The sequence below is a fragment of the Homoserinibacter sp. YIM 151385 genome, from assembly GCF_027912415.1.
GTDB lineage: Bacteria > Actinomycetota > Actinomycetes > Actinomycetales > Microbacteriaceae > Schumannella.
Window position 1 is genome coordinate 2,171,458 of the sequence record NZ_CP115175.1, and the last position, 25,862, is coordinate 2,197,319.

The 25,862-nt window shown below is 70.8% G+C and carries 23 protein-coding genes and 2 pseudogenes; 8 read left to right on the plus strand and 17 right to left on the minus strand.

All coding sequences use genetic code 11. From position 1 onward, the window contains the following. Positions 1-307: 307 nt before the first annotated feature. Genes OF852_RS10540 through OF852_RS10550 form a run of 3 tightly spaced genes read right to left on the minus strand, consistent with a single transcriptional unit; the run spans position 308 to position 3,619 of the window. Positions 308-2,209: a YhgE/Pip domain-containing protein gene (locus OF852_RS10540; protein WP_271119116.1), complete on the minus strand. Its 1,902-nt coding sequence runs from the start codon at positions 2,207-2,209 to the stop codon at positions 308-310. A 52-nt stretch (positions 2,210-2,261) separates the two neighbouring features. Beyond that, positions 2,262-2,927 carry a hypothetical protein gene (locus OF852_RS10545; protein ID WP_271119117.1) on the minus strand — a complete coding sequence of 222 codons (666 nt, stop codon included), beginning with the start codon at positions 2,925-2,927 and terminating at the stop codon, positions 2,262-2,264. Then, positions 2,924-3,619, minus strand: a complete 696-nt coding sequence (locus OF852_RS10550; RefSeq protein WP_271119118.1) for a TetR/AcrR family transcriptional regulator — start codon at positions 3,617-3,619, stop codon at positions 2,924-2,926. The genes OF852_RS10545 and OF852_RS10550 overlap by 4 nt, the downstream gene beginning before the upstream one ends. Before the next feature lie 90 nt (positions 3,620-3,709). Here OF852_RS10550 and OF852_RS10555 point away from each other — a divergent pair, with 90 nt between their 5' ends. The 5 genes from OF852_RS10555 to OF852_RS10575 all read left to right on the plus strand — a co-directional run bounded on the left by OF852_RS10555 (position 3,710) and on the right by OF852_RS10575 (position 7,122). Beyond that, positions 3,710-4,996: an adenylosuccinate synthase gene (locus OF852_RS10555; protein WP_271119119.1), complete on the plus strand. Its 1,287-nt coding sequence runs from the start codon at positions 3,710-3,712 to the stop codon at positions 4,994-4,996. A 120-nt stretch (positions 4,997-5,116) separates the two neighbouring features. After that, positions 5,117-5,770, plus strand: a complete 654-nt coding sequence (locus tag OF852_RS10560) for a GNAT family N-acetyltransferase (RefSeq protein ID WP_271119120.1) — start codon at positions 5,117-5,119, stop codon at positions 5,768-5,770. A gap of 145 nt (positions 5,771-5,915) precedes the next feature. Beyond that, positions 5,916-6,113 carry an ATP-binding cassette domain-containing protein gene (locus OF852_RS14030; RefSeq protein WP_442908623.1) on the plus strand — a complete coding sequence of 66 codons (198 nt, stop codon included), beginning with the start codon at positions 5,916-5,918 and terminating at the stop codon, positions 6,111-6,113. 59 nt (positions 6,114-6,172) lie between these two features. Continuing rightward, positions 6,173-6,523, plus strand: a complete 351-nt coding sequence (locus OF852_RS10570; RefSeq protein WP_271119121.1) for a hypothetical protein — start codon at positions 6,173-6,175, stop codon at positions 6,521-6,523. Then, on the plus strand, positions 6,520-7,122 hold the full coding sequence (locus OF852_RS10575; RefSeq protein ID WP_271119122.1) for a hypothetical protein: 603 nt from the start codon (positions 6,520-6,522) through the stop codon (positions 7,120-7,122). Before OF852_RS10570 ends, OF852_RS10575 begins: the two co-directional genes overlap by 4 nt. On the opposite strand, the gene OF852_RS10580 is transcribed toward OF852_RS10575, so the two are convergent. From OF852_RS10580 to OF852_RS10630, 12 genes and pseudogenes are all read right to left on the minus strand, one after another. Continuing rightward, on the minus strand, positions 7,112-8,134 hold the full coding sequence (locus tag OF852_RS10580; protein WP_271119123.1) for a hypothetical protein: 1,023 nt from the start codon (positions 8,132-8,134) through the stop codon (positions 7,112-7,114). The genes OF852_RS10575 and OF852_RS10580 overlap by 11 nt on opposite strands. A gap of 70 nt (positions 8,135-8,204) precedes the next feature. Then, positions 8,205-9,290: a helix-turn-helix domain-containing protein gene (locus OF852_RS10585; RefSeq protein ID WP_271119124.1), complete on the minus strand. Its 1,086-nt coding sequence runs from the start codon at positions 9,288-9,290 to the stop codon at positions 8,205-8,207. A 120-nt stretch (positions 9,291-9,410) separates the two neighbouring features. Beyond that, positions 9,411-10,697 carry a recombinase family protein gene (locus OF852_RS10590; RefSeq protein ID WP_333781474.1) on the minus strand — a complete coding sequence of 429 codons (1,287 nt, stop codon included), beginning with the start codon at positions 10,695-10,697 and terminating at the stop codon, positions 9,411-9,413. Positions 10,698-10,772: 75 nt separating this feature from the next. Further along, entirely contained in the window at positions 10,773-11,192 is a 420-nt protein-coding gene (locus tag OF852_RS10595; protein ID WP_271119125.1) for a hypothetical protein, read from the minus strand. Between the two features lie 30 nt (positions 11,193-11,222). Then, positions 11,223-11,342, minus strand: a pseudogene (locus OF852_RS14035) (hypothetical protein); the annotation flags it as partial. 93 nt (positions 11,343-11,435) lie between these two features. Then, positions 11,436-12,221 (minus strand): recombinase family protein, encoded by a 786-nt coding sequence (locus OF852_RS10600; protein ID WP_271119126.1) that lies wholly within the window; start codon positions 12,219-12,221, stop codon positions 11,436-11,438. Positions 12,222-12,225: 4 nt separating this feature from the next. Next, entirely contained in the window at positions 12,226-13,554 is a 1,329-nt protein-coding gene (locus OF852_RS10605) for a hypothetical protein (RefSeq protein ID WP_271119127.1), read from the minus strand. A 6-nt stretch (positions 13,555-13,560) separates the two neighbouring features. Continuing rightward, positions 13,561-14,067 carry a hypothetical protein gene (locus OF852_RS10610; protein ID WP_271119128.1) on the minus strand — a complete coding sequence of 169 codons (507 nt, stop codon included), beginning with the start codon at positions 14,065-14,067 and terminating at the stop codon, positions 13,561-13,563. Then, complete coding sequence (locus tag OF852_RS10615) at positions 14,064-14,291, minus strand: hypothetical protein (protein WP_271119129.1); 228 nt, start codon at positions 14,289-14,291, stop codon at positions 14,064-14,066. The genes OF852_RS10610 and OF852_RS10615 overlap by 4 nt, the downstream gene beginning before the upstream one ends. Then, a complete protein-coding gene (locus OF852_RS10620) occupies positions 14,284-16,068 on the minus strand; it encodes a DEAD/DEAH box helicase (RefSeq protein ID WP_271119130.1) in 1,785 nt (594 codons plus the stop codon). Before OF852_RS10620 ends, OF852_RS10615 begins: the two co-directional genes overlap by 8 nt. A gap of 99 nt (positions 16,069-16,167) precedes the next feature. After that, the gene (locus tag OF852_RS10625) at positions 16,168-16,293 is read right to left on the minus strand and encodes a hypothetical protein (RefSeq protein ID WP_271119131.1); all 126 of its coding nucleotides are present in this window, start codon (positions 16,291-16,293) and stop codon (positions 16,168-16,170) included. Between the two features lie 37 nt (positions 16,294-16,330). Beyond that, positions 16,331-17,878, minus strand: a complete 1,548-nt coding sequence (locus OF852_RS10630; RefSeq protein WP_271119132.1) for a serine/threonine-protein kinase — start codon at positions 17,876-17,878, stop codon at positions 16,331-16,333. A gap of 275 nt (positions 17,879-18,153) precedes the next feature. Here OF852_RS10630 and OF852_RS10635 point away from each other — a divergent pair. The 3 genes and pseudogenes from OF852_RS10635 to OF852_RS10645 form a co-directional block, all read left to right on the plus strand. Then, positions 18,154-18,723, plus strand: a pseudogene (locus OF852_RS10635) (ABC transporter ATP-binding protein); the annotation flags it as partial. Further along, positions 18,720-20,060 (plus strand): FtsX-like permease family protein, encoded by a 1,341-nt coding sequence (locus tag OF852_RS10640; RefSeq protein ID WP_271119133.1) that lies wholly within the window; start codon positions 18,720-18,722, stop codon positions 20,058-20,060. The pseudogene OF852_RS10635 and the gene OF852_RS10640, both read left to right, overlap by 4 nt. A 63-nt stretch (positions 20,061-20,123) precedes the next feature. Then, complete coding sequence (locus tag OF852_RS10645; RefSeq protein WP_271119134.1) at positions 20,124-20,453, plus strand: chorismate mutase; 330 nt, start codon at positions 20,124-20,126, stop codon at positions 20,451-20,453. A gap of 271 nt (positions 20,454-20,724) precedes the next feature. Here OF852_RS10645 and OF852_RS10650 read toward each other — a convergent pair whose 3' ends face one another. After that, on the minus strand, positions 20,725-23,289 hold the full coding sequence (locus OF852_RS10650) for a hypothetical protein (protein WP_271119135.1): 2,565 nt from the start codon (positions 23,287-23,289) through the stop codon (positions 20,725-20,727). A 158-nt stretch (positions 23,290-23,447) separates the two neighbouring features. Beyond that, positions 23,448-25,769, minus strand: coding sequence for a phosphoribosylformylglycinamidine synthase subunit PurL (purL, locus tag OF852_RS10655; RefSeq protein WP_271119136.1), 2,322 nt, complete (start codon positions 25,767-25,769; stop codon positions 23,448-23,450). Positions 25,770-25,862 lie beyond the last annotated feature (93 nt).

Sequence of the window (25,862 nt, forward strand, 5' to 3'; positions counted from 1 at the left end):
GCCGCACCGCACGCCGACCGCACGACGAGCGCGCCGCATCCCCGACGGGCGGCGCGCTCGTCTGCGTGCGCAGGCACTCGTCCGTCCCGGGACTCGGAGATCCGGCCCCGTGCGGCCGCCGGAAGCGCCTCCGGGCGCGGATCTCCGAGTCCCGGTCCACCGCGGCCGCAAGCCTGGGCGGTCGCGCCCCGCATCCACCCCGCGCCCGTCCCGGGACTCGGAGATCCGAGCCTGTGTGGCACCCGGAAGCGTCGCCGGACCGGGTCTCTCCGAGACGCGGCACGGCGGGCCGCGCCGGGCCGGCGGCTCAGCCGCCGAGCGGCGAGGGCCGCAGCTCCCGGAGGAGCCGGGTGCGGCTCTGCCGCGCGGCGCCCGCCGCCGCGAGCGCGAGCCCCGCGACCAGCCAGCCCGCGATCGGGAGGATCGCGCCGGGCAGGGCCGCCGCATCCCCGCCGTAGACGAGGATGCGGAGCCCGTCCACCGCGTGCGCCATCGGCAGCACCTGGTGGAGGGCCGCGAGCGGCTCCGGCAGCGTCTGCCAGGGGAAGGTGCCGCCCGCCGTCACGAGCTGCAGGATCATGAGCACCAGGCCGAGGAACTGGCCGACGCTCCCGAGCAGCACGTTGAGGGCGAGCACGATCGCCGCGAAGGCGGCCGAGACGAGCACCATGAAGCCGAGCATCCCGAGCGGGTTCGCGGGGGCGAGGCCGAGCGCCAGCACGACGACGAGGAACAGCCCGAGCATCTGGATCGCGCCCAGCGCGGCCGGCGTCGCCCAGCCGGCGAGCGCGGTGGAGACGGGATGCCGTCCCGCGGTGAGCGCGCGGCGCGAGAGCGGGCGGACGAGCAGGAACAGCGCGTAGATGCCGATCCAGGCGGCGAGGCTGATGAAGAAGGGCGCGAGGCCCGCGCCGTAGTCGGCGGCCTCGGTGAGGGCGTCCTGTGCGACCTCGACGGGCTCGGCGATCGCGTCGGCGCTCGCGGTCCGCTCCGCGGCCGTCGTGGCGGGCGTCTCCTCGACGCCGTCCCGGAGGCCGTCGCGCAGCTCCCGCGCGCCCGAGACGAGCTCGCCGGCGCCGTCGTCGAGCCGGGCGGCGCCCGAGGCGGCCGTCCCCGCGCCGCTCGCGAGCGCATCCGCCCCCGTCGAGGCCTCCGCGATGCCGCTCGCGAGCGCCGGGCTCGCGGCGGCGAGGCGCGCGGCGCCGTCGTCGAGCTCGGCCGCACCGCGCTGCAGCTCGGGAAGTCGGGCGGCCGCCGTCTGCGCCTCGCCCGCGGCGCCGGCGGCCGCCTGCCGGAGGCCGTCGAGCCGCGCGAGGATCGGCGCCTGCTGCTCCGCCGGGACGCCCGCCGCGTCCAGGGCGGCGACGAGGTCCGCGCGCGCCGCATCCGCCGCGCTCGACGCCTCGCCGACGACGCCCTCGAGGCGTTCGACCGCGGCCGCCGCCTCGTCGACCGCGCCGCGCACCTCGTGGACGCCGGAGGCGAGTCGCGCGGTCTGCGCGGGCAGCTCGCGCGTGCCGTCGCGCAGCTCACGGAGACCGCCCGAGAGCCGACCGGCGCCCGAGGCGAGGGAGGCGGTGCCGCTCGCGAGCGATCCCGTCCCGTCCTCGAGCGAGGCCGCCCCGCCCGCGAGCTCGCCGGCGCCGTCGGCGGCGTCGACGAGCCCCTCGCGCAGCTGCGCGACCCCGTCGAGGAGGGTCAGCGACGCCTCGCGCCCGAGCTCGGCCGTGACCTCCTCGCGCACCGAGCGCGCCGCCTGCTCGGCGAGCGTCGTCGAGAGCGCGCTGTTCGTGTCGGAGGTGAGGAGCCCGAGCTGCGCCGTCGCCGGCTCGTCGCCCGAGGCGGAGGCGAGGTCGGCGGAGAAGTCGCGCGGGAACACGAGCGCGAAGTCGACCTCCCCGTCGCGGACGGCCGCGCGCGCCTGGGCGGCGCTGCCGAGCTCGCGCCAGCCGAAGGAGGCGTCGTCGATGACCGCGTCGGCGGCATCCCGCCCCAGCTCCCGCTGTTCGCCGTCGATGCTCGCGCCGCGGTCCTCGACGACGATGCCCGCCGGCACCCGGTCGAGCGCGCCGTAGGGGTCGTGGTTGCCCCACAGGTAGAGGCCGCCGTAGGCGACGGGGATCGTCATGAGCGCGACGAGCGCGGCCACGCCGATGCGGGTGGCGGTGAGGCGCGCCAGCTCGGCGCGCACGGCGGTGAGGAATCGCATGGGGTCTCCGGTGCGGGATGGATGCGGGGGCCGCGGTCGGCGGCCGGTGCGGTCAGAGCTCGAAGAGCGGCGGCGGGGTGCCGGCGGGCTCGAGTGCGCCTTCGGCGCCGAGCCCGCGGAGGGCGGCGGCGGTGGGGGCGTCGGTGGCGATCGCGATGGCGAGGCCGTCGCGAGCGAGGTCGAGGAGGTGCGGCAGCCAGTCGGCGGGATCGCCGCCGTGCCGCTCGGGCGAGCAGAGGACGAGCGCCTCGACGCCGGGCCGCCGGGCGGCGAGCGCGGTGAGGAGGCGGATGCGCGCGGCGGCCGGGACGGCGGCCGTGCGCGCGCGGCGCCAGGACTCGAGCCCGTGCTCGGCGAGCAGCGCCCGCACGTGCCGGCGGCCGGCGGGCCGCCCCGCGAAGGCGAGCTCCTCGGCGACGACGACGCCGAGCGGGATGCCGGGGCCGGGCTCGGAGGCGGCGGGCGCGTCGACGACGGCGACGCGACGGCGGAGGGCGGCGGCGGCACCGCGCCCGGCCGTGCCCGCCGGCTCGTCGACGAGCACCTCGCCGACGTCCGCCGGGATGCGGCCCCCGAGCAGGAGCGAGAGCAGCTGCGCCCGCTCGGGGCCCTCGACCGCGATCGCGACGGGTGCGCCGGGGCGCAGGAGCGCATCCACGGGCGGCAGGGCGGCGGCGGGGCCGCGCCCGATGCCGGCGCCGCGCAGCCGGACCCTCACGAGCGCACGACCTGGATCGCCTCGGTCGGCGGCCAGAGCGGGTCGACGTGCGGGCGGGGCGCGGTGAGCTCGGGTCGGCGCGCGACGACCTCGGCGGCCTCGCGCGCGCTGAGGCCGATCGTGGAGAGCGTCATGGCGACGACGAGCTCGCGGCCGGCGTCGCGGTCGAGCGGGCTCGTCGCGGACTCGGTGAAGACGTCGAGCACGACGGCGACGAGGAGTCGGGCGAGTCGCTCGGGGGCGACGTCCGCGCGGATCGATCCGGCATCCCGACCCTCCTCGATCGTCTCGACGAGGCGCGCGCGGAGGGGGCCCAGGCGGTCGTCGACGAGGGCGGCGCGCGGGCTGCGCACGGTCGCGAGGGTCATGGCGCGGACGTGCTCGATGTCGTCCCACGCGGCGGCGGCGATGAGCGCGATGCGGACGACCGGGTCCTCGTCGTCGACGGCCGCGACCGCCGTGAGCACGCGCTCGGTGCCGCGCACCGTGAGCTCCTCGAGGAGGGCGTCGCGGCTCGCGAAGTGGCCGTAGACGCTGCGGCGGCTGAGCCCGGCCTCGGCGGCGATGGCCTCGAGGGATGCGGCGGGGTCGTGCCCGAGGAGGGCGCGCGCGGCGTCGAGGATCGACTCCCGGTTGAGGGCGGCGTCGCGTCGCGGGGCGCGGCCGTGATGCGGGGCTCGAGGCGCGGTCATGTCACGATGATACGAAATTGCACAGCGTTGTGCAAGATTGGGACCCGATAGGATCGGGTGCAATCCCGTCCCGATTGAAAGGGAGACGCCATGCCCGCGATCGTCCTCATCGGCGCCCAGTGGGGCGACGAAGGCAAAGGCAAGGCGACCGACCTGCTCGGCAGCCGCACCGACTACGTCGTCAAGTTCAACGGCGGCAACAACGCCGGGCACACCGTCGTCATCGGCGACGAGAAGTACGCCCTGCACCTGCTGCCCTCCGGCATCCTGACCCCCGGCGTCACCCCCGTCATCGCGAACGGCGTCGTCGTCGACATCGAGGTGCTCTTCGACGAGCTGACCGCGCTGAACGCCCGGGGCATCGACACCTCCCGGCTGCTCGTGAGCGCCAACGCGCACGTCATCACCGGCTACCACCGAACCCTCGACAAGGTCACCGAACGCTTCCTCGGGAAGCGCCAGATCGGCACCACCGGCCGCGGGATCGGGCCCACCTACGCCGACAAGATCAACCGGGTCGGCATCCGCATCCAGGACCTCTTCGACGAGAACATCCTCCGCCAGAAGGTCGAGGGCGCCCTCGAGAGCAAGAACCACCTGCTCGTCAAGATCTACAACCGCCGCGCCATCCAGGCCGAGGAGATCGTCGACGACCTGCTCTCCTACGTCGACCGGCTGCGCCCCATGGTCGCCGACACCTCGCTCGAGCTCAACCGGGCGCTGGATGCCGGCAAGATCGTGCTCTTCGAGGGCGGCCAGGCGACCATGCTCGACGTGGACCACGGCACCTACCCCTTCGTCACCTCCTCGAACGCGACGAGCGGCGGCGCCTCCACCGGCTCCGGCGTCGCCCCCAACCGCTTCGACCGGGTGATCGCGGTCGTCAAGGCGTACACGACGCGCGTCGGCGCGGGGCCCTTCCCGACCGAGCTCTTCGACGACTCGGGAGAGTTCCTCCGCTCCGCCGGGTTCGAGTTCGGCACCACGACCGGCCGCCCGCGCCGCACCGGCTGGTACGACGCCCCCATCGCCCGCTACACGGCGCGCATCAACGGCGTCACCGACTTCGTGCTCACGAAGCTCGACGTCCTCACCGGCCTCGAGCGCATCCCCGTCTGCGTCGCCTACGACGTCGACGGCGTGCGCCACGAGGAGGTCCCGGTCTCGCAGTCGGACTTCCACCACGCGACCCCGATCTACGAGGAGCTCGAGGGCTGGAGCGAGGACATCACGGGCGTCCGCGAGTTCGGCGACCTGCCCGCGGCGGCGCAGCGCTACGTGCTCGCGCTCGAGGAGATGTCGGGCTCGCGCATGTCGGCGATCGGCGTCGGCCCGGGTCGCGACGCGATCGTCGTCCGGCACGACCTCCTCGACTGAGCGGGCACGCCGCCCGCGCTCCGCGCCGCTCCCGTACGGACACCCGAACCGACCCGTGGACAGCCGCATCCCGCCCTCCCCGGTGCAGTAGACATGTCTATGGCGGAAGGAGGGCACGGGATGACGGCGAGGGTTCCCGAGGAGCAGGCGCTCGAGGGGCGCTGGGTGCGGCTCGAGCCGTACCGCGCCGAGCACCTGCCCGGCCTCTGGGCGGCGCTCGGGCGCCCCGAGGTCTTCGCGGGCGGCTGGGGCGGCGGGCCCGCCGGCCTCCCCGCCGACGAGGCCGCCTTCCGCTCCTGGCTGCCGGCCTACCTTCCGCTCGAGCACGGGCGCCCCTTCGTCGTGCGCCTCCACGGCGGCGAGCACGACGGCGAGATCGTCGGCACCTCGAGCCTCAGCGACTTCGACACCCGGCGCGAGCGCGCCCACCTCGGCTGGACCGCCTACGACCCGCGCGTCTGGGGAACCCAGGTCAACGCCGAGGCGAAACTGCTCATCCTCGGCCACGCCTTCGCGCACGGCTTCGGCCGCGTGAAGCTGCAGGCCGACGCGCTCAACAGCCGCTCCCGCGCCGCGATCGCGGGTCTCGGCGCGCACTTCGAGGGCATCCGCCGCCGCGACCAGCTGCGTGCCGACGGCAGCTGGCGCGACGCCGCGATCTTCTCGATCGTCGTCGAGGAGTGGCCCGAGCTGCGCGCCGGCCTCGAGGCGCGGCTGGCCCGGCACGGGGAGGCGGCGGTCGCCTTCCGCGAGCCCGGGCCGTCCCGCGGCTGAGACGCCGCCGCCCGGCGGTCAGCGCCGAGCCCGCTCGTCTGAGCCGCTCCACGGACCGTCTCGATGCCCGCGTCATCCCCCCGGATGACCCGGTTCGCCCCCGCGGCCGACGCCCCGTCCCGTCAGCCCGGCGGAAGCTGGGGGCATGACCGACCACCAGACCTCCGTCCAGCCCGCCGCGGCCGCCGGCGGCCCCCGCCCCGTCGTGCTCGCGGCCCGCGGCCTCGCGAAGCGCTACGGCATGACGACCGCGCTCGCGGGCGTGAACCTGGACGTCGCGGCCGGCGAGTCCCTCGCGATCATGGGCGCCTCCGGCTCCGGCAAGACCACGTGTGACAAATGACGCCACTATCGTCCGAGTTCACATTGTCTTAAAGTTAAGATAGATGAGACGATCGTGGGATGTCCCTGGTTACCGGTCCGAGGCAGGTGAGCTCGCGGAGGATCGTCGGTCTGCCGCGTGCGCTTCTGCGCTCGGTCGGGCTCGAGCCGCCCGTGAAGGTAGCGTTGTCGGCGGACGAGGGCGCTCGCGAGACGATCTTGATCACCGCCATGGGCGTCGGGCAGGGCTTCAGCGCCTCGGTTTCATCCGTCGGCCAGCTGGTCCTACCTACCTCACTGATGACCGTGTTGAACCTGGATTCAGATCGGTCGGTCTACGTACGTGCTCGAGAGGACAGGACGGTGCTTGAGATGATGTCGCCGCGCCAGACTTTTGAGGTGGCACGGTCAGCGGAGCGGGTGGACCCGTGACGACGGTTCATCAACTTCGCAAGACGTCGTGGACGTCGACGGCCGCACGAAGGTGGCGATCGATCGATCTCGCCGAGGCCGCTCGGAGCGTCGTCTCGAACGTGGTCGGGCCGGGTGAGACGCTGCCGCTCACCCGCTTTGCCGGGGCTTTGGTGTTTCCGGTCGTGGAGTGGCGGTCGGATTCTCTGTGGATGCGGCTCGACCGCGGGTTGAGTCCGCTCCTGCATCCCGCCGCGGTCGGTGAGGTGCTGAGTCGCTCGGGCTGGTGCAGGGACTACCCGAGCGTTCTTTCCATGGTGGGGTTCATCGGTGTTGCGCCCCTGTCGCAGGCGCGCGAAGAACTAGCGGGGCTGCGGTCGATGGGGCGGACTGTGGCGATGACACCGCGCTGGGCGGCGGCATCGTCGCTGGCGTTGGCGGAGTTCGATCTTCAAGGGACCGCGGTGGTCTCGTTGGAAGAAGAGCTGCAGGTTCTCGTCGACGGGGATGCCGGCATCCGCAGAGGATCGGCAATGTCTCCCGTCTGGCGACGCTTCTACGAGGAGCAGCTGTTCGACTGGGCGATGAAGACGGACTCTCTTCCGACCTCTACGGCGTGACGCCACCCCAGGCGCCGAGGAAGTCCGGGTAGTCCCACTTCATCCCCGTGGTCGTCTCGATGTCGATGTGGGTGAACTGCGCGCTCCTGCACATGGAGCTCCAGGACGCCAGGCTCTTTTCGCGGTCGCCGCCGGACAGGACGTGTCGAGCGACCTCGGTCAGGGAGAGCAGGCTGTGGGTGAAGGCATGGGTCTCGTCGAGTATCGAATCCAGCCGCATGCCGCCGCACCGGTCGCAGGAGCAGAGCCAGTGCAGCTCGTCGGGGCTGAGCGCGATTGCGCGGCTGAGCGTATCCGTGCGGTGGAAGCTGAGTCCCCGCGGCAGGAATGCGGAGGGGAAGCCAGTGGTCCGGAACCCGCCGCCGGGCCTGGGCGGGTAGATGTGGCGGAGGCTGGTGTTGGTCCCCATCGCTCCGAACACGGCATTGCCGGCCAGCGCGCCGATCGCGGCCTGGTCGGTGCGCATGATCGCGGACGGCACTGCGGAATCGAGAAGGTAGAGCAGGCCATCCACGGCCTTCTTGGAGGCCAGCGGGTCACCGGTGGATCCGAAGAGGTAGATCACCGGGATGCCGTGAGCTTCGACGGCGGCCCGCAGGTCTGCTGCGCGGGTGGTGACCCAATGTTTGTCCGCCGGGATGGCGAGGAAGAACCGGCCCGTGGCCTTCCGAGCCAGCTCGTCGCCACCGGCGAACAGCGCCGTCAGGTCGTCGTCGGCATTGCGGTCGACGTAGCCGCTGTCGGTGATGGCCCAGGGGATCCCGGCGTCCCACTGCCGCTGCAGCCACTCGAGGCTCAAGGGAGCGCTGGCCGAGACGCGGTTGGTGCCGTAGTACCGGTTCGCGTCGGCAAGCGCAGTGGCGGACTCCCCGGCGATCTCACGGTGCGTGGCAAGGGTCTTCTCGAGTGTGGTGTCGCGGGACTTGCCGACGGGCATGGTGTAGATCGCGCCGACAGTCTCGGCCGCACACAGCTGCGCGACTGCCCGGACGCGGGCGTTGGGGGCGTGCACGAAGAACGACTCACCGATCCCTGCCGCCGGGCGCAGCGACGGGGGGACCGGGCGTCGAAGAAGAGTCGGGTTACTCATCGAGGGCCAATCTGAGCGGGGGGCGGGTGGCGGCAAATTCGGGTGCTGCGAGGTAGTGCCGCCGGAACGCGGCCTCCGTCATGCCCGCGAGGCGAGCGAGATCGTCGTCGGAGTAGTCGTGCTCGCTGCGCTGCAACGCGATGATCTTGTCGACAACCGAGGGGTTCTCCCGGGCGACATCCCCTGGCTCGCTGGTGCGCCAGCCGAGCTTTCCGAGCCGGACCTGAAACTCGCGGTACTGCCGGTCGCTGATCGTCTCCAGATCGTGGGCCCGCCGAATGAGCGCAGCCATCGACATGCCCCACTGGGTCTTCAATGCCATCAAGCGCCGGAAGTCACTGGTCGTCAGCCCTTCCAGCTTCTCTCGGATCTCGCCGGCCGGAGCCAGGAACTCACCGGCGAATATGTTCGCCTCGGCCTCCTGGCTATCGACCGGAAGCGCGTGCATAGCGAGGTGGCCGAGCTCGTGCGCCACCGTGAACCGCAACCGATCGGCGGAGAGATCGGCGTTGACGAGCATCATCGGGGGCCGTTGCGAATCCTGCGGCCAGGTGCTGACCGCGTCTTGTCCCGTGGTGCCGAACGAGCGGAACACCACCACCACGCCCGCCGACTCGACGAGGCCGATCAGGTTCGCGATGGGGCCCGACGGCACATTCCATCGATACCGAAGCTCGCGGGCGACTTCGGCGGGCCCACGGCCCGGTAGCACTTCGATGCGCTCGAGTGTCCGCGCTGGCGCGAGCTCGATGCCATCGAGAAGCCCTTCGACACTGATCCGCGACAGGTGCGTCACGGCCTCGATGCGCTTCATCGTGCTCACGCTCATCGTGCTGGCCCGACGGCGGTGCAGGCAGGTGATCTCGATCGAAGGCAGGGCTGCGTTGTGCTCCAGCGACTCGGGACGGCAGTCGAGTGCCTCAGCCAGGCGCTGCAGGCGCTCGGGGTCGAGCTCGATCGCTCCCGTCTCCACCTTCGAGATGACGGCCTGGCTCATCGTCGCCCGCTCAGCGAGCTCCGTCTGCGTCCACCCCCGCGCCTCGCGGAGGAGGGTAACCATCGACTGCATCCCGGCCATGGCTCTCCTTCCGCCACAAGAATAGCAGACGCAAGATTTGCCGGGAGTTGTGACACGGGCAATGCCACTGACTTTGACGAGCGGCGATGGCGGCCAGGGAATTCAGCTCTGGCCGCACCATCAAGCGCCAGGCGGTTGGGTCGGCAGGAACCCACAGATGACCGCCCGCCGGAACGGCAGTGATGCCGCCCATCGATGATGGAAGTCAATCGCCTCGAGGCCGAAGATTCGGGCCCGGCGGTACGCGGTGAACGCGAGCGCGCCATCGAGCAGCGCTCGCTCAAGTGGCTCGCGCGCTGCGAGGTACGCGGAGTGATCGAGATGTCCGGTGCCGAAGGCGGCAGCGAGAGCAGAGAGCCGTTGGTGCGCAAGACGAACGGCGGGAAGCAGATCGCGAGGAGAAGATAGGCACGGCGCGGCCGCGATCGTGTACTGCTCCAGCGTGACGGCGGCGACCTGGGCGTCCAGCAGGTCGGCGTCGAAGGACGGGCCGGGACATCTCGCGGTCGCGGTGCGACAGCCGTAGATCCGGCGTCCGAAGCGGGTCACCCCAGCGACCATCCGCCGACCGCATCGTCGGCAGCGCAGGATGCCGCCCAGCAGGCTGGTCGACAAGCGGCCGGCATCGCGCGGCGGGAGAAGTAGTCCCAGCTGGACGAGCGCCGACTCCTCGTCGGAGATGAGCCGCTCCCAGGCCGCGTCGATGGGTTTCGCGGCCGGGCGCTGGAAGCGCCGGTGATGGAGCCGGTCGCTGGAGAGGATCGCGACGATGGTTGTGGCATTCCAGCGGTCCGCTCGCGGGGCCGGCACGCCGTCCCCGGCCAACTCGTGAGCGATCGCGGTGTGGGAGAGGCCGATGAGGTAGTCGTCGACGATTCGGCGCACAATCCCGGACTGGAGCGGCTCGAGCGTGCCGTCGTTCCGGTAGCCGGAGTGGCTTCCGCCGTGCAGCAGCCCGCTTCCGGCTCGCTGCTGCTGGGCACGGGCGACGCGAGCGCCTCGGTGGGCGGACTCGTAGTTCGCGAACGCGACGAGCTGCCGCGCGAACAGTCGCCCTTCGTGCCGGTTCAGGTCGAACGAGCCGCCCTGGACGGCCTCGATCCGGACCGGGCTGGTGTCGAGCAGGTCCAGGAGCTGCTCGAGCTCGTTCGGGCGCCAGTAGAGCCGGTCGAGATGCCAGACGATCACGGTCACCGCCTGCGCGTCCCCGATCCGTTGCAAGAGCTGCTGGTAGCCGGGACGGGCTCGCTCCCCGTAGGCGGAGACGGCTTCGTCGACGAACTCGATCGTGCGGGTATAGCCGAGGCGGGCGGCGAGGGCGGTGCAATCCTCGCGCTGTTGCTGGATGGACGCGTGCTCGCTGGTGGCAGAGATTCGCAGGTAGATCAGGGCGGTCTCGGGCTGGATGGTAGGCTCCGGTGCCGCAGCGCACTCCTGGCCGCCACTCCGCTGTGGGACGCGAGGGTGCGTGGCGGCGCGAGGTCAGGACGTGTAGGTGATGCGGATCCGGGCAGGGTCGAAGCCGCGACCCGGGCGGCCAGGCGCGATGGTGAGCTTGCGGATCAGCGTTGTGATCACCTCACGTCGATCGGCTACGTCAAGACGCCGCCACCAGGAATCCAGGCCGGCAGGATCGCCGACCGGCACGGTCCGCAGCGCGACGGCGCCGGCGGCTGCGAGCTGGTGGTGTGCCGCTTGCAGCGCTTCCTCTGCCGCGCGTTGCCCGACCACGCGTTCACTTGAGGTGATGCGCCTTGCGACGTGATCTTCCTCGAGCAACGCGATCCGCTGGTTGATCCCCACGATCTGTTCCAGCAGCACACTGATCGGCGAGGTGTCGGAGGCAGCCCGGGGCCGCCCGAGCCGGTGGAGGATGCGCCTGGTGACCTCGTCGTCAAGCAACGGGGCGCTGATGCTCAGACCGCCCCGTTCCGGATGAGAAGGGTCCTTCTGGCAGACGTATCGGAGGGTTGGGTTCGCGCCGGGGGCGGATGTGTGGCCGGCGATGGTCAGGCCTGCACCGCACTTGCCGCACCGTGCGATCCCGCCCAACAGGCTCGGCCGCGCCGTCGTGGTGCGGCGCCGGGCCGGGTCGGCGAGGATCGCACGAATCCGCGCCGTCTCTTCCGGGGTGATGATCGGCTCTCAATCACCAGGACCGAGGATTTCCCGCCCGCCGGCGGGATCCGCGCGGGTGCCGGGGGAGTACGCGCGCTGCCCGGAGATGCGCGCGGAGGCCAGCAGGCTGCGCACCGTGTAAGGGTGCCACAGCCCCGACGTGCCGCTCCCGGCGCGCAGCGGCGGGATCTGTGAGCGGTTCAGCCAGGCGGTGATCGACCGGATCGACTCGCCGGCGAGGAAGCGGTCGGCCATCTGCCGGATCACCGCCGCCTGCTCCGGGATGAGCACCCCGCCCGGCCCGTAGCCGTAGCGGGACGGCCCATGCCAGCGGCCCTGCTCCGCGAGACGCTGGTTCGCGCGTTTGACCCGATCGGACTTGTGTCCGGACTCGTAGGCGGCGATCGCGACGAGCTGCCTGGCCATCAGCCGGCCCTCGTTCGTGTTCAGATCGAACCCGCCTCCTTGCACCGACTCGATCCGCACCGGGTGATGCTCGACCAGATCGATGAGGCTCTCCAGCTCACGCGGCTGCCGGTAGAGGCGATCGACATGCCACACCACGATGTGCGTAACACCGCCCTCCACCTGCGCGATGAGGGCGTCATAGCCGGGGCGCCGGCCCCCGTCGAATGCCGAGACGTCGTTGTCGATGAATACCGGCGGATCATCGAAACCCAACCGCGCCGCCAAGGCCAGGCAGTCCTCCTGCTGGCGCAGCACCCCGCCACGGACCCCGGCGCGATCCTGCGAGATCCGCAGATACACCGCCGCAGCGGCCCGTTCCGCCCTGTCCGGGTTCAAGTCGTTCACGTGATCATGAGTCCGGTGCCCCGGTCTCTACCCCGATGACGATGCTACGGCCAGCGTCGAGAGCGCTTTGGACGACGGATACAAGGTCGTCGGTTGCCGTTCCGCGTGTCCCGATAAGTCCCGTGCTGACCAGCGCAGCGAAGGATGTGTTGCCCAGAGATCTCGCCTTGAGTGGTCCTTCTACGATGCGGGCGGCGCCTCTTTCGCCGTGCATGGACGCCATGAGCGATTGAACATAGTCGGTGGGCACGTAGCTGCCCGGCATCAGCTTGAGATCGTTTACGTCGAATGCCGCATTTCGGCGGCAGAACTTGAAGTAGGTGACGGGTGCGCCCAGCCGGTAGTTCAAGTGGTTCGACGAGTCGAATGCGGCCTGCTGATGGATCGACTCCACTGCGACAAGCCGCTGGCGCTCGAGCTCGAATTGTTGGTCGGGGTAGTAGACCCACTCGGCGGCGCGGTGCTCCATCATCTTGTACTGGACGAGCACGAACGATTCGTTCGAGTGGTTGTAGTAGATGAGATCGGCGCCGGTTGCCTTTTCGATCGGACCTTTGTTTGCGTTCACCACAGTCAGCGTCCGCTGCCCGCTATGAAAGGTCATCGCCGCTGCGTGCTCTGTCTCGAGGCCAACCCAGTCCAGGAAGTTCCGGGCGTCCTTATCGATCACTTGGTCTTCAAGCTGATGAGCATCCGCAAGCCGGGCGAGAAAGGGGGCCGAGGAGGTCTCCCGCGACATGTATCGCAGGCCCCCTCGAAGATTGGTGCTGCCTCCGAAAATCTCCGTGGCGACCATCACAGCGTCGCGTTCCTGGAGAAGGATGCGCCCTTCTGCAGCGCTTGGGGGCGTGAAGGGACGAACGGAATCAGACAAGAACCTCAGCCTCGCGCGGGTGGGCTCCGCGATTCGAAGAAGTCCGTCCCAAACCCGCTGCGAGGTTTTCGGCGACAGGAGTCGACCGTCGAGCCCCTCCTCGAAGACGCGCTTCTGGTCTGTCGTGAGATCGATCTCTGCTCGCAGTTCATCGACATCGAGCAAGAAGTCGAACATGATCAGCGGATCGAATGCATACCGTGTCTGCACGGTAGTGGCGCGACCCGCGGGTCGCATGACGCCGGCACCCACGATGTAAGCCCCAGGCGACGGGGCGGCGCCCCAGTCGGAGTACTCCATCGCATCCGAGTCAGCGAGCACGATGCATAGCCGCACGCTGCCGGCACCAGGAACTTCATCCCGACGCAGGGCGACGGTCATGCGTTCCGACGACTGAGCGCGCCGGTGGAAGGCATCCAGCTCGGCGCTGTCCGCGACGCGATAAAGGACGACGTTCATGGCACCTCAGAGCTCAGGAAAGATCTCAGCCACGAGGTCGTGGGAGCGGCGAACGGAGGAAACGGTAACGACGATCGGAAAGGCTGGGGCAGTCATCGGGTGCGCAGCCATGTTCCTCAACTCTCGGGCAAACGTCAGCGTCTCCACTACATCGGGCTCAGGGTCAGTCTCTCGTTCGAAGCGTGCAACTAGTCGGCTGAATGTGGTGTTCTTGCCCGCGGTGAAACGGTAACGAAGAGCGGCCTCGACAGCCTGCAAACTCTTCTCCATCGCGAGGGCCGCGAACTCGTAGTGGATAACGCTCGTTCCGAGCAGGTCGACGGACAGTTGAAGGAGCGCGGCTACATCGGCGGGGGTGCTCGTCGTGCGCGCGAAGGTTTGGGCGTGTACTGACACCGTCTCAGGGGTCATGAAGATCGGGCCTGACTCATTGCCGGTCGCGACGATTGACGAGTGCGTGGCTCGTTGGTCGAGCGCGAAGGTCCAGGCTGTCGGGTGGGGGTCGAATGTCATAAGGTGGCCTGCAGGTCGGTCTCAAGCGCGGCGAGGTCTTTCCGGGCGGTGGCGATGAACTTGAGCCCGCAGTCGAGGCAGTAGTGAAAGTTGTCGCGTTCGATCTTGATCACCAAGATCCGGTCGCCCTTGAGGAGGACGTGGCGCTTGTTCCCTTTGCAGTAGTGCTTCTTGCCGGCGACACCGGCAGTGAGCGACTTGAGCAGAGATCGTTGGCTACCCATGACGCAGCTCCTCTTCCACGCTGTCGACGATCTTCGGCAGTTCGTTGATGAGATGGTCCAGGTCTGCGGCGGAGTACTCGCTGCGGGTGGTTGCGCCGCTGGGGACCGTCTTCCTGATCCGGAGGTCGATCGCGGACTTCACGACCTTGAAGTTCTCACGGGTCCTATCGAAGTCGCGGCCGGCGTGCTTGAGGCTGTGCTTGGCGAGGAGTTTGCCGACGGCGGTCTTCACGAGCTCGTCGAGAAGCGCCCGCTTCGCCTTACGGGACGCCTGCTTGGTGGGGGTGATCCGCTGCAGGCGGTCGAACTGCTCACCCGTGCTGATACCGGCATCTTTCAGGACTGCGAGCGCCGCTGCGACCTTGGGGTCGGCGGTGAGCAGGGTGAGGCTCTCGAGCAGGACATCGTCTTGAGCGGTGATCACTGGGAGGCTGCCGCCTCCGCCGTTGCCTCCGGGGCAGGGTTCGCGGGTCGGGGTGGGTTCGATGAGGTCTTCGTCGATCAGGTTGGCGAAGAACGCCTGGTCCGCTTCGGCGAACTGCTGGAAGTCCGTCCAGACCCCGGTGATGTTGCCTCCAACATGGAAGACCACCACTCCGTCGTTGACGGTGTCGAAGGGGTCTACGCCGGGGATGGTACGCATGATGCGGCCGACGAACTGCATGAACGGGCCAAGGTTGCTGAAGATGCTGAACACCGCGGCGACGCTGAGGTACGGGTGATCGAAGCCTTCGCCAAGCTTCCGCACCTGCACGATGACGTCGAGCTCGTGGTTGTCGAGCTTCTCGTGGATCCGTTCGTTCGCCTTCTCCGCGAGCTGGCTATGGACGAAGTCGGCACGCATCCCCAGTTCGCGGTACTTCGCGACGACCTGCTTGCAGTGCTCCATGTTGAGAGCGGAGGCGATGATCTTCAGGCGGGGCTGTCCGGTGGCCTCTCGCATCTCCTGAAGCTTGCGGATGGATGCTTCGGCGATCGTGGTGAGGGTGGCCTCGGAGCTGACGATGCTGCGTCGGAAGCCGGCATCCTCCTCGCCGAGACGGCGCACCTCATCCAGAGAGACCTCGACCTCGGCGTCTCCCTCGTGGCGAACGTAGTGCAGCGTCGTCGGGTTCAGTCGGTATCCGTTGATGCGCTTGACGTACCCCTTCTCGACGGCCTTGGAGATCGGGTAGCTGTAGATGACCTCGCCGGTCATCACTTTCCCGTCTGCTCGAGCCGGGGTCGCGCTCACGTTCAGGATTCGCGCATCGGGGAACTTGCGTCGCAGCACGTCCCAGCTCTCGGCGACGTTGTGGTGGCCCTCGTCGAAGAGGATCAGGTCAAAGAAGTCGCTGGGGAGCTTCGCGAGCCACTTGTTGTTCTCGCGCTGCAACTGCTGGATATTCGTGACGACGATGTCGGCTTCCTCAAGGTCGCCGACGTTGCTCGAGGCCCCGCGAATCTCCGCGGGCTCAGGGAACGCCTCGCGGTCGAGAACCTTCCGCTTCGTGTAGAAGTAGTTCGGGTTGCTCGGTGTGAGGTCGCCAAGCAGCTGGTCGGCGATCTTCAGGTTCGGCGCAACCAGTAGCGTGCGCCTCGACTTCACGGCGAAGGGCGCAAGGGCGAGGAGTCCGGACTTGCCGCACCCGACTGGCAGGACGACCGACACCTCGCGGCCGTCGGCAGCTTGAAAGTCGTGGTTTTCGATCGCCTCATAGGCGAGGATCTGCGGCTCGCGCAGCTCGGGATTGCCGGCAACCGTGGGGTGCGCGACGACGTACTGGTCGGTCTTCACTTACTGCTCCGAACATGATGGTGATGGGTTGGTGTTTATGCTGGGAGCGGGACCGCCCGCCAAGGCGGCCCCGCTTGGTTCACGCGAAGTCTCAGCCGCTCAGCTCTTGTTCTTGTGGACCACCGTCGTTCTCGGGTTGCGCTTCGCGTAGCTGAGCTTCACGAAGCGTCCCGAGACGGCGCTGCGCGCGTGGCCGCGTGACGCGGCCGGTCTTCCCTTGGGCATGTCTGTCACCTCTTTCCTTGAGGTCGTGCGAGGGTCATCAGCTGGCCTCGCTTATCCAGTCGGCGATGCCGATCCGGATCGCCGGCGGCAGCGTGCGAACGGTGAAGTCGGTGATCGACCAGGCGACCTGGCTGCGGCTCACCGAGCGCAACCCTTCGATGGCGGCCATCGACATCTCTTCCGACTTGACGTCCTGCAGGACCGAGACCAGCACGTCCCGCACGTGCCAACGGTTGTGGTCCGGGCCAAGGACGGCGAGGGCAGCGACCGCCATGCGCAGGATGCTGGAGTCGCCGGTGACATCGACGGCGCGGCGCATGAAGTTCGCGAGCACGTCGCAGTACTCGAACGAGAAGCCCGTGCGCTTGACGTAGTCGGTGAACCGCTCGAACAGACGACGGAACGCGCCACGGTCCCGGTTCCAGAGGAACTCGATGGACGACGAGGTGCACCACGGCAGCACGCGGCTGAGCGCCTTCATGTCGTCCTCGTCGGATTCGTCGAGAAGAGTGGCCCACTCGAGCATCTCGATCAGATCGGCCGGTGTCGTTGACGGGCTCAGCATCCGGTCGCGGAGCCGTTCAGCGGTCTGTTCGCGGGATTCCCAGTTCTCGTACTCCTGGTGAGTGCCGAGCGAACGCTCGACGGCCTCGAGGAACTCGGCGACAGAACCGTACCGGCTGGCAGGGTTGTTCGCGGTGGCGCGCTCGACGACGGGTCGCAGGGGCCCTGCCGCCATCTCGGTGTTCACCGGGTACTCCTGGGTCACGAGTTCCTGCAGGATCTTGCCGAGGCTGTAGACGTCCGAGCGGTGATCGGCGCTGCGCGCTCGCGCCCACTGCTCGGGGGCCGCGTAGACCCAGGAGCCCATGCCTGCCCGGAGCGTCGATGTCAGAGGTGTGGTGCCCCGCTCGGCCTCAACCGCCAGGCCGAAGTCGGAGACGGCCCATTCCCCGCTCTCGAGACGGAGCACGTTCGCCGGCTTCAGATCGCGGTGGTAGACGCCGTTGCTGTGGATGTATGTGAGTCCGGCGCAGATCTGGCGCATGATGTCCACGATCAGTGGTGGGTTGCCGTCGACCTTCTCGATGAAGTCGGCCAGGCTGCCCTGCGCCAACGGCATCGCGTACCAGACGTCCTGCTCGTCGGTCTCGCCCTGCGCGATCACGGAGATCACGTTGGGATGGGTAAGCCCTTCCAGCAGCCGTAGTTCTCGCTTGAAGCGGCTGATCGCCTCCGGGTCCACGGTTGCCGTGTCCCGCAGGACCTTGACCGCAACGAGGTTCCCGGTCTTCCGGTCGGTTGCGCGGAAGACGTCGGCGAATCCGCCGCTTCCGATCGCCGGAAGTTCGAGGATGAACCGTCCACCCAGGGTCCGGACGGTGAGGTCGGACTTCGGGCGTCCGGCTTTCCTCTGCCGCAGGCCGGATCCGTTCCAGGCCTTGACGACGTCCAGATCCCAAATGGGGCCTTGAGCGATCTCACCGACCGCATCCGGGAAGTCGGGTCGCTGGCGCAGCGCGGCGATCCGCTGGGGCGTCACTCCCAGTTCTTCCGCGACCTCGCTCAGTCCGCCGAGCCTCATGCTCCGCTCCTCCCATGATCGAAATTGTTGTCCATATGACAAGTATATCACGGAAATGGTTTGGTTATGATCAACTATTAGTGAATCGAGTCGAAGCTCACGGGTGATTGCCCGAACCAGGTCGTTGGCCCGTGGGCGGAGGGCTCGCTGCCGCGCCCGTTCAGTGGGCTCGCGCGGAGGCGAGTGGAGGCGTAAAGCAAGCGTCCATGCGGCCGGGCGGAGCCACATAAACCCAGATCAAGCAGTACTTCTGGGGGAAAAATGTAGGGGGAATTGCAGCGAAGACCACCCTGCTCCACGCGCTCGCCGGCATCACGGTGCCCGACGCGGGCGGCATCCGCCTCGCCCTCCCCGGCGCGCAGGTGCCGGACGTCGCCTCCCTCTCCGACCGCGAGCGCTCGCGCCTGCGTCGCGAGGCCTTCGGTTTCGTCTTCCAGCAGGGCTTCCTCGTGCCCGAGCTCACCGCGATCGAGAACGTCGCCCTCGCGCTCATGGTGACCGGCATCCGCCGTGCCGAGGCGGAGCGCCGCGGCGGCGAGTGGCTCGCCCGCCTCGGTCTCGGCGGCATGGAGGATCGGCGCATCGGCCAGCTCTCCGGCGGCCAGGCGCAGCGCGTCGCCATCGCGCGAGCCCAGGTGACCGGCGCCGGCGTCGTCTTCGCCGACGAGCCGACGGGCGCGCTCGACTCGCGCACCTCGGGCGAGGTCATGGACGCGCTGCTCGGCGCCACCACCGGCGACGGGCGAACGCTCGTCGTCGTCACCCACGACGCGGCGGTCGCGGCGCGCTGCGACCGCACCGTGCACATGGCCGACGGCCGCATCCTCGACGAGGTGTCGGCGTGATCGCCCGCCTGGCCTGGATGCTGGGGCGGCCGGGGCGCGGATCGCTCGGCCTCGCCGTCCTCCCCGTCGCCGCCTTCGCGGTGACGACGACGCTCATCATGACGGTGCTCGGCGGCGCCCAGGCCTTCTGGGGCGGCGGCGCCGGGGACGGCGCCGGGGACGAGCGCGTCATCTACGCCTTCCTCGCGGCCCTCGCGCTCGCGATCCTCGTCGTCCCGCTGCTGTCGCTCGGCGCCTCCGCCGCACGGCTCGCGACGCGCCGCCGCGACGACCGGCTCGCCACACTGCGCCTCCTCGGCGCGAGCACCGGCACGGTCTCCGCGATCACCGTCCTCGAGACGGGCGCGCAGGCGCTCATCGGCGGGCTGCTCGGCTGGGCGGGCGCGCTGGCGCTGACGCCCGCGATCGGCCTCATCCACTTCCGCGGCGCGCCGCTCACGGCAGAGGCCGTCATCCTGCACCCGGGGATCGCGACGCTCGTGGTGCTCGGGGTGTCGGTCGTCGGCCTCGCGAGCGCCATGCTCGGCCTCCGGCGCGTGTCGCTGTCGCCCCTGGGCGTGCGGATGCGGAGCGACGCCGAGCGCTCGAGCTGGCCGGTCGCGGTCGTCGGCCTCGCGGTGCTGGCGCTCGCGGTCACGGCGACGAGCATGATCGGCGGGCTCGTGTCGGGGGCCGCGATGACGGTCGGCATCGGCGCCTTCGCGGCGACGCTCGCCGTGCTCGATCTGGTGGGGCCGTGGATGCTGCGGATCGTCGCGCGCGTCCGCCTCCGCCGTGCCTCGACGCCGGCCCGCCTGCTCGCGGCCCGCCGCATCCTCGACTCCCCGAAGGACGCCTGGCGTCAGGTCTCGGGCGTCGCGATGGCGACGTTCACGGCCGTGTTCACGGGCATCGGCGTCGCCGTGCTCGAGCTGGCGGGCGGCATCGACCCGAGCGATCCGGAGGGCGGGATGCTGCTCGTCGACATCCGGACGGGCGTCATCGTGACGGTCGTCGGCGCGTTCCTCACGGTGGCGTGCTCGGTGGGCGTCAACCAGGCGGCCGGCATCCTCGACCGGCGCGAGCTCAACGTGAGCCTCGACCGCATGGGGGTGCCCCTGTCGACGGCGGATGCGGCGCGGCGTGGGGCGGTCCTCGTCCCGCTGCTCGCGACCTCCGTCTGGGCGGCGGCCTCGGCGGCGATCGTCGTGTTCCCGCTCGCCGGGATCGCGCTCATCTTCAACACGGGCACGCTGCTGCTCGTGGTGTCGTCGATCGGCGTCGGGGTCCTGCTCGTGGTGGGAGCGATCCGCGCCACGCGGCCGCTGCTGCGGGCGACCGTCGCCTCCGCCGGCTGAGGAGCGCCGCCGCAGCCGCCGCAGCCGACGCGTCCTGGCGCACCCGCCCGATACAGTCGGTGCATGGCAGCGCAGGACCCCACCACCGCCGAGCAGGACGCCGCCCGCGCGCAGCTCCTCGACATCCGCTCGAGCATCGACAACATCGACGCGGCCCTCGTGCACCTCCTCGCGGAGCGCTTCAGGTTCACGCAGCGGGTCGGCCTCCTCAAGGCGACTCACGGCCTCCCGCCGAGCGATCCGGACCGCGAGCGCGTGCAGATCGCGCGGCTCCGCTCGCTCGCGGAGGCGGCGCAGCTCGACCCGGCCTTCGCCGAGAAGTGGTTCAACTTCGTGGTCGCGGAGGTCATCCACCACCACGAGCGCCTCGCGGCGGAGCAGCCGGAGGCCTAGCCGCCGCTCCGGGGGCCTCTCCCCTTCTCACCCCTTCCGAAATGCAGGATGAACCCGCCCGAGACGGCCCGTCGCGACCGCGATGACGGCACCTGGCGTCTCCCCGTCCTGCATTTCGGAAGTGGCGATGCCCGGGGCAGACCCCGCATCCCCCGTCCCCTTCCGAAATGCAGGATGGCGGCGATCTGCAGCCGGACGGGGCACCGGGGCGACGGGGAGACTGCGCGATCGGTCCTGCATTTCGGAAGGGGTCGGGTGGCCGCCGCTCCGGTCAGCCGCCGATCGTCGCGGCGGGCGAGGTGCTCCGCCGGAAGCTCTCGTCGCCGAGGTAGGTGACCGCGATCTCGCGGTTCGCGGCGTCGCGCGTCGGCACGTGCACCGTGATGACGCCGCCGCTGCCCGGCTCGAGGGCGGCGCGCGCGAGCGTGCGGCCCTCGGCCGTGAAGAGCAGCACGCCCGTCGGGGCGAGCCCCCGCCAGCCGCCGATACGGGCCCGCAGGGTCGCGTAGGCGGCGGTCTGCTCGACGACGTCGAGGGATGCCGTGGTGCTCCCGCGTCCGACGACGAGCGGCACGGGGGCCGAGTCGAGCGCGAGCCCGGTGCCCGCCTGCGTCCAGCGCACGGCGAGCTCGCGCGTGCCGGCGGCGAGCCCCGCGGGAAGCGGCGCGGCGATCGTGCCGTCCTCGTCGAGCGTCCAGGTGCCCGGGTAGAGGCCGCCGGTCGCGGGGTCGAGGAAGCGCACCGTGCCCGCGGCCGGGAGGTTGCCGGTGTCGGCGATGATGACGGCCTCGCCCTCGGCATCCTGGCCCGAGGCGGCGCCCTCGGCGGTGAGCATGAGGCGCACGCGATGGTTCTGCCGCTCGCTCCAGCCGCTCGTCCAGCGGATCGCGGGCGTCTCGGCGACGCCGTCGGCGAAGCCGGCGCGGCTCGCGGTGACGCGGGCGGTGATCTGCCGCCCGCTGTCGGCGGCGGTCGGGGTGAGGCTCGTGCCCGTCGCGCGCAGCTGGCCGTCGACGTACCAGCGGGTCGTCGTCGTCACGCCGGGGAGGCGGAAGCGCGCGCGCACCACCGTGAGCCGCGCGCCGTCCTTCGCGATGGCGGCCCCGAGCGGCGCCGCGCCGAGCTTCGGCTCGCGGCTCAGCTCGACGCGAACGCGGGCGCTCGTCGTGCCCGACCACTCGACATCCAGGCGGATCCGGCCGGAGCGGCTCGCCCAGCTCCCGTCGGTGTCGATCGCGAGGTCGCGGTAGCCCTGGCGGCTCGTCGCGTGCTGCGAGGTGAGCGCGAGGGTGTCGGGTGCGGTGCTGCGGCTCGGGTCGAGCTTGAGGATGCGGATGCCGTCGCCGAAGCGGGTCGCGTAGCCGTCCTCGGTCGCGCAGGATCCCTTGCCGCAGAAGCCGGCGGCATCCCGCATGGCCTTGATGCCGGCATCCTGCCCGACCGGGGTCCGCAGCTCGACCCAGTAGAGGACGCCGGTGCCGGGCTCGACGATGCGGAGCACGCGCGGCCCGCTGCCGGTGCCGATGGCGCGGATCGTGCGGGAGGCGACGGCGTCGCTCTGGCCGGCGGGGAGCGCGAGCACCTCGCGCGAGTCGTCGCCGAGGAAGCCGAGACGGTCGAGGCCGGGGGCGGAGAGCGAGGGGATGCGGGGCTGGTCGGCGATCGAGAAGCCCATGACGTCGTACTGGTCGAGGTAGGGGTCGACGCGGCAGCCGGTCGGCGCCCAGGGGCCGGCGCCGTCGCGCGTGCCCTCGAGGGTGTCCGGTATCTCGCAGGTGTGGACGTTCGCGTGGCCGAGCCCGATGTTGTGCCCGAGCTCGTGCGCGAGGGTGTGGGCGTCGTAGCGGGTGCCGACGAGCGACTGGATGAGGCCGCCGTCGTCGCTCGTCTCGCCGAGCGTGCCGAGGCCGACGAAGCCGAGCGAGCGCCGGCAGCTGTCGCCGCCGTCGGGGGTGAGGACGACGAGGTGGCGTCCCGTGCCGGGGGCGAAGAAGCGGTCGGGGTCGGCGTTGAAGCGCGGGCCCGCCTCATCCCACCAGCGCGTGACGCTCGTCATGCCCGAGCCGCAGTCGATCGCGGAGGTGTAGCGGGTGAGGCCGGCGATGCCGACGCGGCTGATGACGCCGCCCGACTGCGCGGTCCAGTAGTCGCCGACCTGCGCGACGAGCGAGCGGACGGCGGCGTCGGCGAAGCTGCCGTGCGCGGCGCCGCCCTTCGGCCCGACGACGGCGATGTACAGGCGGTGCTCGAGGGCGGGCGCGCGCTGCGCGGGAGCCGGCTCGGCGACCTGCGCGGCGACGACGGGCAGCGGCTCGGCCTGCTCCTCCGCGACGGCGGCGGCGACGGCGCCGGCCTCGTCCTGCTCGGTGAGCGGCTCGTCCTCGGCGGCGGACTCGGCGGCGGCCTCCTCGGCCCTCTCGCCGGCCTCCGCGAGGAGCGCGGCGGGGAGCGCGAGCTCGAGCGCGACGACGGCGCCGGCGCCGGCCCCGGCGGGCGCGGCCTCGAGGCGGATGCGGGTGCCCTCCTCCGTGAGGACGGACGCGACCGGCTGGTCGGTCTCGGGCAGGTGCTCGTGGCCGTCGTCGCCGAGCTCGGCCTCCGGGAGGATCAGCTCGAGGCGTCCGCGGACGGCGAGGCGCGGCTCCCCCTCGTGCCGGGCGGCGTCGTCCTCGAGGGAGGCGGGTGCGGCGTCGTGGGCGTGCTCGGCGAGCATGCCGGCCGCGGCATCCGTCTCCACCGGGTCCGGGTCCGGGGACGCCTGGGCGCCCGCCGCCGAGAGCAGCGTCGCGACGACGAGCGCGACGGCGCCCGCCGAGATGGCGGCGACTGCCCGCATGTTCCCCCCATGCGCACGAGGCCGGACCCCCTCCGGCGTCTCGCGCCCGTCCATGCTCCCGCAGCGACACGCCGGCGCGTGATCCCCAGTCCGGGGGCATGGCCGGTGTACGGGGTGCGGGGGCGCCCGCCGCCGGAACCCGACGACGGCACCGGCGATTAGACCGCGCGGACCTGCCCGAAGTGCTCCGGCAGGGTCGAGGCGTGCGCGCCGCGCAGCTCCTCGAGGCTCGCCGTGAACAGCCCCTGCACCTCGAGCGCCGCCTCCGCGCCGCGCGCATCGGTGACGCCGACGCGCAGCACCGGGTAGCCGCGACCCTCGCAGAGGCGCGTGAACTTCACGTCCTCCTCGCGCGGCACCGCGACGAGCACGCGCCCGGTCGACTCGCTGAACAGGGCGGTCGCCGCATCCACGCCGTCGCGCTCCATGAGCTCGTCGAGGAACACGCGGGCGCCGACGCCGAAGCGCAGCACCCCCTCGGCGAGCGCCGTCACGAGCCCGCCGTCGGCGAGATCGTGCGCGGCGTTGAGCAGCCCCTCGTGGGCCGCCGCCGAGAGCAGCGCCGCGAGCTCCTGCTCGCGCCCGAGGGACACCGCCGGCGGGCGCCCGCCGAGGTGCCCGTGCACGACGCCCGCCCACTGCGAGCCGTCGAGCTCGAGGGAGGTCGTGCCGAGCAGGTAGAGGTTGTCGCCGGAGTCCTGCCAGCCGGAGGGCACGCGGCGTGCGACGTCGTCGATCGTGCCGAGCACCGCGACGACGGGCGTCGGGTGGATGGGGACGTCGCCCGTCTGGTTGTAGAAGGAGACGTTGCCGCCCGTGACCGGGATCCCGAGCTCGAGGCAGCCGTCCGCGAGCCCGGTGACGGACTGGCTGAACTGCCACATGACCTCGGGGTTCTCGGGGCTGCCGAAGTTCAGGCAGTCCGAGACGCCGACGGGCGTCGCGCCCGTGACGGCGACGTTGCGGTACGCCTCCGCGAGCGCGAGCTGCGCGCCCTGGTACGGGTCGAGGTAGCAGTAGCGGCCGTTGGCATCCGTCGCGACGGCGAAGCCGAGGCCCGACTCCTCGTCGACGCGGACCATGCCGCCGTCGTCGGGCGTCGAGAGGGCCGTGTTCCCGAGCACGTAGCGGTCGTACTGGTTCGTGATCCACGACGTGTCGGCGAGGTTCGCGCTCGCGAGCAGCTGCAGCGCCTGCGCCTTGATCGCGGGGCCCTCGGTGGGGCGCTCGAGCACGGAGGCCGTGTCGGCGTTGACGTCGTCGATCCAGGTCGGGCGCACGAGGGGGCGCTCGTAGACGGGGCCGTCGACGGCGACCGTGCGGGGGTCGACGTCGACGATCGTCTCGCCGTGCCAGTCGATGCGCAGGCGGCCGGTGTCGGTGACCTCGCCGAGGACGCTCGTCTCGACATCCCACTTCGCGGTCACCGCGAGGAAGCCCTCGAGCTTCTCGGGCGTGACGACCGCCATCATGCGCTCCTGGCTCTCCGACATGAGGATCTCCTCGGCGGTGAGCGTGGGGTCGCGCAGCAGCACCTCGTCGAGCGAGATCTGCATGCCGCCGTCGCCGTTGGAGGCCAGCTCGCTCGTCGCGCACGAGATGCCGGCGGCGCCGAGATCCTGGATGCCCTCGACGAGGTCGCCCTGGAAGAGCTCGAGGCAGCACTCGATGAGCACCTTCTCGGCGAAGGGGTCGCCGACCTGGACGGCGGGGCGCTTGCGGCCCGCACCCTCCTCGAAGGACTCGGAGGCGAGGATGGAGGCGCCGCCGATGCCGTCGCCGCCCGTCCGCGCGCCGAAGAGCACGACCTTGTTGCCGACGCCGCGCGCGTTCGCGAGGTGGAGGTCCTCGTGGCGGAGCACGCCGACGGCGAGCGCGTTGACGAGCGGGTTCGCCTGGTACACCGGGTCGAACCAGGTCTCGCCGCCGATGTTCGGGAGGCCGAGGCAGTTGCTGTAGAACGAGATGCCCGAGACCACGCCGGGCACGACGCGCGCCGTGTCGGGGTGGTCGATCGCGCCGAAGCGGAGGGCGTCCATGACGGCGACGGGTCGGGCGCCCATCGAGATGATGTCGCGGACGATGCCGCCGACGCCGGTCGCGGCGCCCTGGAAGGGCTCCACATAGCTCGGGTGGTTGTGGCTCTCGATCTTGAAGGTGACCGCCCAGCCCTCGCCGATGTCGAGCACGCCGGCGTTCTCGCCCATCCCGACCATGAGGTTCTTCCGCATGTCGTCGGAGACCTTCTGGCCGAACTGGCGCAGCCACACCTTCGACGACTTGTAGGAGCAGTGCTCGCTCCACATGACCGAGTACATGGCGAGCTCGCCGCTCGTGGGGCGGCGGCCGAGGATCTCGCGGATCCGCTCGTACTCGTCGGCCTTGAGGCCGAGCGCGCCGTAGGGCTGCTCGCGCTCGGGCGTGGCCGTCGCGTTCTCGACGGAGTCGACGACGTGGGGGGTGGCGGCGGAAGTGCTCACGTGGGCTTGATGCTCCTGGATCGAGGGCGTGCCGGGCGACCCCTGAATCCTACCGGCGCGACAGCGGCTGGACGGCCCCCGAGCGTTCACCGG

What these genes read in the sequence shown, in the direction of transcription:
- OF852_RS10560 (WP_271119120.1), top strand. Translation starts at nt 5,117, where the DNA reads ATGACGGCGAGGGTTCCCGAGGAGCAGGCGCTCGAGGGGCGCTGGGTG.
- OF852_RS10645 (WP_271119134.1), top strand. Translation starts at nt 20,124, where the DNA reads ATGGCAGCGCAGGACCCCACCACCGCCGAGCAGGACGCCGCCCGCGCG.
- OF852_RS10540 (WP_271119116.1), bottom strand. Translation starts at nt 2,209, where the DNA reads ATGCGATTCCTCACCGCCGTGCGCGCCGAGCTGGCGCGCCTCACCGCC.
- OF852_RS14030 (WP_442908623.1), top strand. Translation starts at nt 5,916, where the DNA reads ATGACCGACCACCAGACCTCCGTCCAGCCCGCCGCGGCCGCCGGCGGC.
- OF852_RS10625 (WP_271119131.1), bottom strand. Translation starts at nt 16,293, where the DNA reads ATGCCCAAGGGAAGACCGGCCGCGTCACGCGGCCACGCGCGCAGCGCC.
- OF852_RS10555 (WP_271119119.1), top strand. Translation starts at nt 3,710, where the DNA reads ATGCCCGCGATCGTCCTCATCGGCGCCCAGTGGGGCGACGAAGGCAAA.
- OF852_RS10570 (WP_271119121.1), top strand. Translation starts at nt 6,173, where the DNA reads ATGTCCCTGGTTACCGGTCCGAGGCAGGTGAGCTCGCGGAGGATCGTC.
- OF852_RS10605 (WP_271119127.1), bottom strand. Translation starts at nt 13,554, where the DNA reads ATGAACGTCGTCCTTTATCGCGTCGCGGACAGCGCCGAGCTGGATGCC.
- OF852_RS10630 (WP_271119132.1), bottom strand. Translation starts at nt 17,878, where the DNA reads ATGAGGCTCGGCGGACTGAGCGAGGTCGCGGAAGAACTGGGAGTGACG.
- OF852_RS10610 (WP_271119128.1), bottom strand. Translation starts at nt 14,067, where the DNA reads ATGACATTCGACCCCCACCCGACAGCCTGGACCTTCGCGCTCGACCAA.
- OF852_RS10550 (WP_271119118.1), bottom strand. Translation starts at nt 3,619, where the DNA reads ATGACCGCGCCTCGAGCCCCGCATCACGGCCGCGCCCCGCGACGCGAC.
- OF852_RS10585 (WP_271119124.1), bottom strand. Translation starts at nt 9,290, where the DNA reads ATGGCCGGGATGCAGTCGATGGTTACCCTCCTCCGCGAGGCGCGGGGG.
- OF852_RS10650 (WP_271119135.1), bottom strand. Translation starts at nt 23,289, where the DNA reads ATGCGGGCAGTCGCCGCCATCTCGGCGGGCGCCGTCGCGCTCGTCGTC.
- OF852_RS10615 (WP_271119129.1), bottom strand. Translation starts at nt 14,291, where the DNA reads ATGGGTAGCCAACGATCTCTGCTCAAGTCGCTCACTGCCGGTGTCGCC.